General features: G+C 59.9%; 9 protein-coding genes. 5 read left to right on the top strand and 4 right to left on the bottom strand.

What is annotated here, in order from left to right; all coding sequences use genetic code 11:
- The 5 genes from ACT3S2_RS15590 to ACT3S2_RS15570 form a co-directional block, all read left to right on the top strand.
- Nucleotides 1-263, top strand: a 263-nt coding sequence (locus tag ACT3S2_RS15590; protein ID WP_444555779.1) for an AAA family ATPase, incomplete at its 5' end; no start/stop codon positions are given.
- A complete protein-coding gene (locus tag ACT3S2_RS15585) occupies nucleotides 260-1027 on the top strand; it encodes an energy-coupling factor transporter transmembrane component T family protein (RefSeq protein WP_102598823.1) in 768 nt (255 codons plus the stop codon). The genes ACT3S2_RS15590 and ACT3S2_RS15585, both read left to right, overlap by 4 nt.
- Before the next feature lie 10 nt (nucleotides 1028-1037).
- Nucleotides 1038-1274 carry a hypothetical protein gene (locus tag ACT3S2_RS15580; protein ID WP_102598822.1) on the top strand — a complete coding sequence of 79 codons (237 nt, stop codon included), beginning with the start codon at nucleotides 1038-1040 and terminating at the stop codon, nucleotides 1272-1274.
- A 135-nt stretch (nucleotides 1275-1409) separates the two neighbouring features.
- Complete coding sequence (locus ACT3S2_RS15575) at nucleotides 1410-1784, top strand: SIP domain-containing protein (protein ID WP_180993131.1); 375 nt, start codon at nucleotides 1410-1412, stop codon at nucleotides 1782-1784.
- A gap of 7 nt (nucleotides 1785-1791) precedes the next feature.
- The gene (locus ACT3S2_RS15570; RefSeq protein ID WP_165770476.1) at nucleotides 1792-2385 is read left to right on the top strand and encodes a TetR/AcrR family transcriptional regulator; all 594 of its coding nucleotides are present in this window, start codon (nucleotides 1792-1794) and stop codon (nucleotides 2383-2385) included.
- Between the two features lie 294 nt (nucleotides 2386-2679).
- Here ACT3S2_RS15570 and ACT3S2_RS15565 read toward each other — a convergent pair whose 3' ends face one another.
- From ACT3S2_RS15565 to ACT3S2_RS15550, 4 genes are all read right to left on the bottom strand, one after another.
- Nucleotides 2680-4074, bottom strand: coding sequence for an IS1380 family transposase (locus ACT3S2_RS15565; protein WP_102598821.1), 1395 nt, complete (start codon nucleotides 4072-4074; stop codon nucleotides 2680-2682).
- A gap of 452 nt (nucleotides 4075-4526) precedes the next feature.
- Nucleotides 4527-5210: a hypothetical protein gene (locus ACT3S2_RS15560; protein ID WP_096157945.1), complete on the bottom strand. Its 684-nt coding sequence runs from the start codon at nucleotides 5208-5210 to the stop codon at nucleotides 4527-4529.
- Between the two features lie 28 nt (nucleotides 5211-5238).
- The gene (gene dprA, locus ACT3S2_RS15555) at nucleotides 5239-6243 is read right to left on the bottom strand and encodes a DNA-processing protein DprA (RefSeq protein WP_165770477.1); all 1005 of its coding nucleotides are present in this window, start codon (nucleotides 6241-6243) and stop codon (nucleotides 5239-5241) included.
- Between the two features lie 82 nt (nucleotides 6244-6325).
- Entirely contained in the window at nucleotides 6326-6622 is a 297-nt protein-coding gene (locus ACT3S2_RS15550) for a helix-turn-helix domain-containing protein (protein WP_096157947.1), read from the bottom strand.
- Between the last annotated feature and the right edge of the window lie 272 nt (nucleotides 6623-6894).

Here is a 6894-nt window from a genome sequence, read left to right as displayed (position 1 = left end):
AAAAGCGTCGACTCTCGGTCGCAATCGCCTTTGCTGGACGCCCGGAACTACTGTTGCTCGACGAACCCAGCTACGGCCAAGACCCCAACAACCTCACATTACTTCTCAGCGAGATCCGTGCCGCAGCAGATTCGGGTGCGACGGTCGTGGTGAGCACCCACGACCCAGTACTCCTCGTACAGTGCGCTGACGCCATCAACCTGATCCGAAACGGACAAGCACACCCGGTCAAACCCCAACTATTAGAACCGCCAGTGTCATGATCACCGCACTTGAACAGGTTAATCCCCTCGCCAAATATGGTGCGGTACTGCCGATATTTCTTGTCGTGATCCTCAGCAAGAGTCTCGCAATGCCGGTCGGAGTCGGACTCGCGAGCTTGCTGCTCCTCTTCCTGCTATCACGGCAACCATTTCGCATCTGGGCGGCCGTGCTAACGGCGGTGCCCGGCCTCGCAGTCCTGTTCATGTTCACCCTCGCGGTATGGATACCCGCGCCACCTGGAGAGACTCCGCTGTTCGCGCTTGGGTCGGTCGCGTGGCATTCAACCTCACTGGAAATATCAGCCGCAACGGGGGCGCGGATCAGCGCGATCCTCGCACTTGCTCTGATGGTCGGGCTCACTACAGATACTCGCGGCCTGGTACGCGCAGCGGTACAGAACCTGCGGTTACCGTACAGGGTCGGATACGCCGCCCTCATTGCTTTTGAGTTCGTGCCCCACCTGCAAACCGAACTGACCACGATCAGACTCGCTCACCGTGCGCGCTATGCAGCAGTACCTCTCATGCGCCGACTCGAACCAAGACGAATCTTCGGCTTCTTCACTATCCCGATAGCGCTATTGGCCGGAGGTATCCGACATGCCGAACGGGGCTCAATCGCCATGGAGACCCGTAGTTTCGGCCTCCACAACTCGCGAACCGAACGCCACAGCGAACCCTTCCGCAGCTCAGACTGGTTATGGCTCATCGGTCTCGTCGCCTTGTTCACCATCATCATCGTTTCTCTCACACTGACTGCTTGAAGGAGTATCCGTGGCAATTTACCCAAAATTCGTCGCAGACACGATCGAAAAGATTGGCCGCGCTACCACCGTCACACAAATCATCGACCCTTCACCAAAATTACGGTTGATCAGCTTCGCCTCTCCCGCATTGCAAAACTTTCGGTGGGAACCCTGCCAAGTGACTGCATTTCGTGTCGCAAAAGGCGAGTTCCGCCACTACACCCCGTCCCGGCTCGACCCCGCTAAGGGTACCGGCGAGATATAATTCCTGTTCCATTCCACAACGGGCGACGCACCCGGAGAACACCTGGTCAGAAACCTGCAACTCGGAGACGAAATCACCTGGTGCGGACTGGAAGCGCCACGCTCGTTCCGCTGGGCACCCCATCCGCGAATCCTAGTGCTGGGAGATGCCACTACGCTCGGCCTGTGGCGATCATTCCTAGAACACCCTTCAGTCACAGCTGGCCGCACACAGGTAGTTGGTGCCGTCGAAGTCCCAGATGGTGACCAACACGGCGCAAAAATCATCACACCCGGTCTGGAGGTCATCACCGCCATAGATGTTCCCGGAGCAGCGCTCGATACATGGCTAGAGCAACACCTTGCCGACCAGGAAGACCAGTTGTCACTCGATACGACGCATGCGTATCTGGCTGGACATGGGCGTAGCCTCCAACGTTTGCGTAGTGCCCTGCAACGCGCAGGAATGCGGCGCGCCCACATCCATACTCACGCATACTGGACAGACAAGACCCCCGCTATGCCAAGGTAGATGCATCATGCCGAAAATCTCAGACAGTTATCGAACCAGTCGGCAGAAGGTCATTCTTGACGCTGCCGTACGCTGTTTTGCTCGCAGCGGTATCGCGGGCACCACGATGGCCGACATCCAACGCGAATCTGGTATTTCGATTGGAGGCATCTACCGGTACTTTCCAGGAAAACAGGACATTCTCCTTGAAATTACCCGGCAGGATCAAGAATACCTCAATGCCACTCTCATCGACGCCATCACTATCGCCGAAAGCCCTCGTGAGTGCTTACCTGCACTTATGAAGGCACTGACCCAGTATCGCGACGAGCACCCCGTTGATGTCAACCGACTTGCCGTATCAAGCTGGCTCGAAGCCTCCAGCAACAATGAGTTGCAGGAACTACTCGCCACATCATTCCGCACCGTCACAGACGTGTTCTCCCAACGCCTCACCGACTGGAGCTTTCCAGAAGACGATCATCCCACACTCATTAACACCATTCGTGTCTTCGTGTTTGGTCATATCGCATTGAATGTTCTCGACGGCAAGTCAGCAGGCCCGGTGTCACTTGATGTCCTGAGTATGTTGCCATCTTTCCTGCCCGATCGCGCCATATGATTCCGAAGCCTCACCTAACCGTTCTATACTTCGGGATCATTTGGGTTTCGGCTATCCCCTCCCAGTGAAGATGTAACAGGTCGCAATACTCCCGCTGGGCTAGGGGCATACTCCCAGCGGGAGCGCGGCAGCGGCCGTCTAAGCCTTGATCCACCGACCTGCCATGAGGGACCGGGACGCTCTTTGAAGTCTTGAGTGTAAGGAAACTGGGCACTACTCAGGGCCCGGCCTCGCTGCCGATGATGTTCCACGATGGTTCCTGATGATGCCGTTGTCCGGCTGGTGAACGATCAGTCAGACTCGCTGAGGTGGTGCATGAACGGCAGCGAAGAGCTTCTCCCACGCCTGTTGCCAGGGCCATGCCTCGGGCAGGTGCAATCGGATTCGACGGGCACTCGAGGCGATCCGGGCCGGGACGTTGACAAGTTTGTCCCGGATCGTCGCGGTGCGGGCCTTGCGGAACCTTCCCGCCGCCAGTACCCCGGCGGTCCGGGTGAGGTTGTAGGCCATGACCGCGGCGGCCAACCAGGCACTGTTGGCTCCGAAGTGCCCCGAAGGCAAGTGCGCCAGGGCACTGTTTTTCAGGTCCGCGTTCACCTGCTCGATAACCGCATGGCGGCGGTGGGTCTTGTCCATGACGACGGTGCCCATGGCTTCCATGGACACGGTGGTGAAGAACGCGTGGAACCGATGGGCATCGAACAAGGTTGGTTGCCCGTCGGTTGCCTTCGGATTCAGCTCCGGAATGCGGCGTACCACCAGTCGGCCGGGAACCCGGTCGGCCTTCTTCCGGGAGGAGAAAGCGGTGAAGTCAATTTCGGCGACCTCGGCTTTCGAGATCCAGGCACCGGCGGTCTCGTCGAAGATCGCATCGGTGTATTCGATGCTTTCCCACGCGGCCTCCTCGATTCCGGAGATGGCGCGTTTGACCGCGGAGTCCATGCGCGCCGTCACCGAGACATCGGCACCGCCAGCCAGAGCCGTGGAGATGACGGCATGGCCGTAATACGCGGAGTCGAAGCGGCAGAGCACTGGCGATTCGGCATGGATCCGTCCCAGGGTCGCCAGGGAATCGGCAACGAGACGTTTGGCGCCACGCGCCGAGTTCGCGGCCCCTTTGCGCAGGCGCTGGGCCAGGATCACCGGGGCAGTATCGGCGGTGGAGGCGATGGCCAGCACCGCGTTGAGCCCACGGACCCCTGAATATCCGTACCCGGAGCCCTGCTTGGCATAGCCGTGGACCTCGATGATCGTGTCATCGACATCAACGAACACGAACTCCTCGGCACCAGGATCGCCCAACAGCGGTGCCCTGTTTGCGAGGTTTCCCAAAAAACGAGAGGCAACGGCGTCGAGCTGGCGGACGTGCCCGAAGGAGAAGGACCGCAAGAAGGATCCCAGGGTCGAGGGGGCGTAGCAGGAGCCGAAGAGCCGTTTCATCCCGCCGTGGCGCAGCACGGTCATGTCATCGATGGAATCGGCTCCGGCGGCCATCCCGGCAACCAGCGCTGCGGTCTTCGCGCCGGCGTTGGCACCTTTGTCGGTCGGCACGCTCAGCTGCCTGTCCGCCAGCTCATGCAGGCCAGAGTCGCGGGCCAGTTCCATGACCGGGACCAGACCTGCCGCCGCGATGAGGTTCGGTTCGTCGAACGCGGCTGACAGGGCCGTGGGAGTGTGGGAAACTTGCATCTGCGAGATGCCCTTCTTCTTCAGGAAATTTGTACTGTCGCAAGTCCAATTATCCTTGAAAAGTCGGGCATCTCCGCGTTAATGACGTCCTGCTTCACCGGCTCCCATCGGTGGATCGAGGCTAAGGCGGGGTTCCTTCTGCCTGAGGTCCGTCGGAGAAAAGATGAGCAAACAAGGCGACTTTCAAATGTGTGTCGCCGTCACCCGAGCGTGACGGCATGACCGTCCGGCAGCATCTTGGGTAGTCCTTCAAGGTTCTTTGTCGCCAGACCTGAAAGAGGGCTGCCGTCATGTGCCGACTACTCTGGGCCGCAAGCGTTCACTGAACCGCCCTGTTTGATGGAGGGGTATGACTTAACACGAAGGAGAGAATGAAGTCATGCCCGCAATGAAGAGGTACGACGATGTTACCCGTCCGCAGTTCACCGACCTGCAGACTCGAACATCCGAGGCTACTGGTCTGTCGGACGCGGCCGGTCGCCCTCTTCCAGGAGGTGCTCCCACACGGCGGGCTCCACAATGTCAGGGATGACCCGGTCGAGGCGACCAGTGTCAATGACGTACTCGTGTTCGCTGCGAGTCTTATGGAAGCTGGCGAGCACCGCCTCCCGCTGCACCGTCGCCTCATAGATTTCGTGGTGGCGACCGCCGATCGCACCGAGCCGGGTGGCGAACCAGTGCGCCCGCTCGAAACTCGTTGTCCACGACAGTCCCGTCTGGTGACCCTCCGCAGCGGCACGAAACAGCTGCACCGTCCCCGGCAGCCGTGCCCGATCGCGCACCTCGGTCTCGTGCAAATAGTGATCCTCGTCGACACCCGCGAGCTCGAACAGTTGCACCCACACCTCATGATCCGCAGCCCGCCCCGGCCACTCACACGTCGTCCACGTATCCTCAAGCCCCCTACGAAGCTCCCGGTCAGAGAGCGCCCCAGTGATCACCGCGGCGAACAGCACTCCCGGTTTGTCGTTGCGGCCGATCCTCGCCGAAAGATCCGCCCAACCCACCCGTGGGGCATGCGCGTTACCGAGTCGTCTCATGAGGCCGCCCCCTTCCAGCAGTTGCGACACGTGGTCTTCGAACAACTCTTGCCCATACGGGCCGAAATGTCGCCCGTCATTCAATGATCGATCCATCACCGTCAGCTCATCCCTTCGACCTTGTTTAACGGCTGGGTCCAGTAGTGCGGGCGGGAGAAGACGAGCTTGAAACCTGCGCCGACGCGGTATCAGGTGTCAGAGTTCTCCCAGGGTGGGCTCCGGCGCGTTGCAGCATCATGGTGACGTCGTCGACCCTCGTGACGATTTCTGCGATCCCATCACGCATCAGACGGTGGCTGCCTGCCGACGAAGCGCTGGTGATCGGCCCCGGTACCGCGCCCACGCACCGCCCGAATTCTGCTGCCTGCGCTGCCACCGACAACGCGGACGATCTCACACCCGCTTCCACAACCACGACAGCCGACGACAGTGCAGCGATCACCCGTCCTCGCTGCAGCAGCCTCCACCTCGTCGGAGTCGCCTCCGGCGGCACTTCGCTGACCAACGCGCCAGTTGTGGCGATCCGCTCAAACAGTTGCTTGTGCCCCGATGGGTACAAGCGGTCAAGCGCGCCAGGGAGAACAGCGACGGTCGGCCCACCTGCCATCAGCGCGGCACGATGCGCGACAGCATCGATGCCATAAGAGCCGCCCGACACCACGACCTGACCCTGCTCAGCGACACCATCGGCAAGCTCCCCAGCCACATGCGAGCCATAACCGGTCGCTGCCCGCGCGCCAATGATCCCTACCGAGGCCTCAGCAGACAGATGCTCCGCGTTGCCCAGCACCCACAGTGCCAGCGGCGCGTGATCACCCAAAATGTTCATCTCTTCTGGCCATTTTGAATCATCTGGAGTCAGGAGCTGGGCACCGATCTGCTCGGTAGTCTCAAGCGCATCACGGGCGCGATCCATATTCAAACGAGGGCTGACCCGTTTGCGCCAATGATCCACAGCACCACCCTCCGAACCATCGGCCCCGGGAGCTACCAGCGCGAGTTGCACTGTCTCGGAGGCCCCAAAGTCATTCACCAACCGTCCAGTGACACGATCCCCAGGCTCAGATGCGTACGCGAGCATCACCCTCGCCAGATGTTCGTCATTCGGCGCCTCTGTCAAAGCAGTCATGATCATCCTTTCCTCGCAGCGACCTCTACAAAGGAGGTGCGGATGATGCACAACGAGATCGACTGGCCTGCTATGGCTCTTATCACTGGCTCGAGAGTTTTCGACCAACCCGTCGGACGTTGTCGCGAAGTTCAACACCAGCCTTCTTCAATGCTCGCCACACCATTGAATGACCGACGCCAAGGTCGGCGGCTACTTCTCGGATGGTCTGTCCCGATTCGTATCCACTGACGGCACGTACCACCTGTTCATCATCAAGCCCCTTCCGCCGGATTCTGACTCCGGCTTCATCGAGCTTGCGCCGCACAGTCTGCTTGCCGAGCTTCCATTCACACGCGATGGTGTAGAGCGACGCACCTGCTTTATACGCCGCAATCATTTGCTGTAAGTCCTCAGCGGGGAACGGGGTTACAGCCGTCCCAATTGGCGTCACCACTGGGCCACGATTGTCACTCCGAGGTACAGATACACTTGAATCACACCAATCTTCTCCATCAGAAGATCCGCGTGAAATCAACGATTTCAAGGTGGCGAACGAGGTTACAGTTTCGTCCCGCTTGGGGCACGAGTTTGGATGAAATGTCCTCCTCCCGGAATCCCGGGAGGAGGACATTTTTCGTGGAGGGGACCACCGGGGCCTGGACTTGTACG

The sequence above is a fragment of the Arthrobacter sp. AOP36-A1-22 genome (assembly GCF_052377615.1).
GTDB lineage: Bacteria > Actinomycetota > Actinomycetes > Actinomycetales > Micrococcaceae > Arthrobacter_H.
Note: the sequence above shows the minus strand (reverse complement) of the source record. Positions and strands in the feature narration are given on the sequence as shown.

What these genes read in the sequence shown, in the direction of transcription:
- ACT3S2_RS15585 (WP_102598823.1), top strand. Translation starts at nt 260, where the DNA reads ATGATCACCGCACTTGAACAGGTTAATCCCCTCGCCAAATATGGTGCG.
- ACT3S2_RS15570 (WP_165770476.1), top strand. Translation starts at nt 1,792, where the DNA reads ATGCCGAAAATCTCAGACAGTTATCGAACCAGTCGGCAGAAGGTCATT.
- ACT3S2_RS15565 (WP_102598821.1), bottom strand. Translation starts at nt 4,074, where the DNA reads ATGCAAGTTTCCCACACTCCCACGGCCCTGTCAGCCGCGTTCGACGAA.
- ACT3S2_RS15560 (WP_096157945.1), bottom strand. Translation starts at nt 5,210, where the DNA reads ATGGATCGATCATTGAATGACGGGCGACATTTCGGCCCGTATGGGCAA.
- dprA (WP_165770477.1), bottom strand. Translation starts at nt 6,243, where the DNA reads ATGACTGCTTTGACAGAGGCGCCGAATGACGAACATCTGGCGAGGGTG.
- ACT3S2_RS15550 (WP_096157947.1), bottom strand. Translation starts at nt 6,622, where the DNA reads ATGATTGCGGCGTATAAAGCAGGTGCGTCGCTCTACACCATCGCGTGT.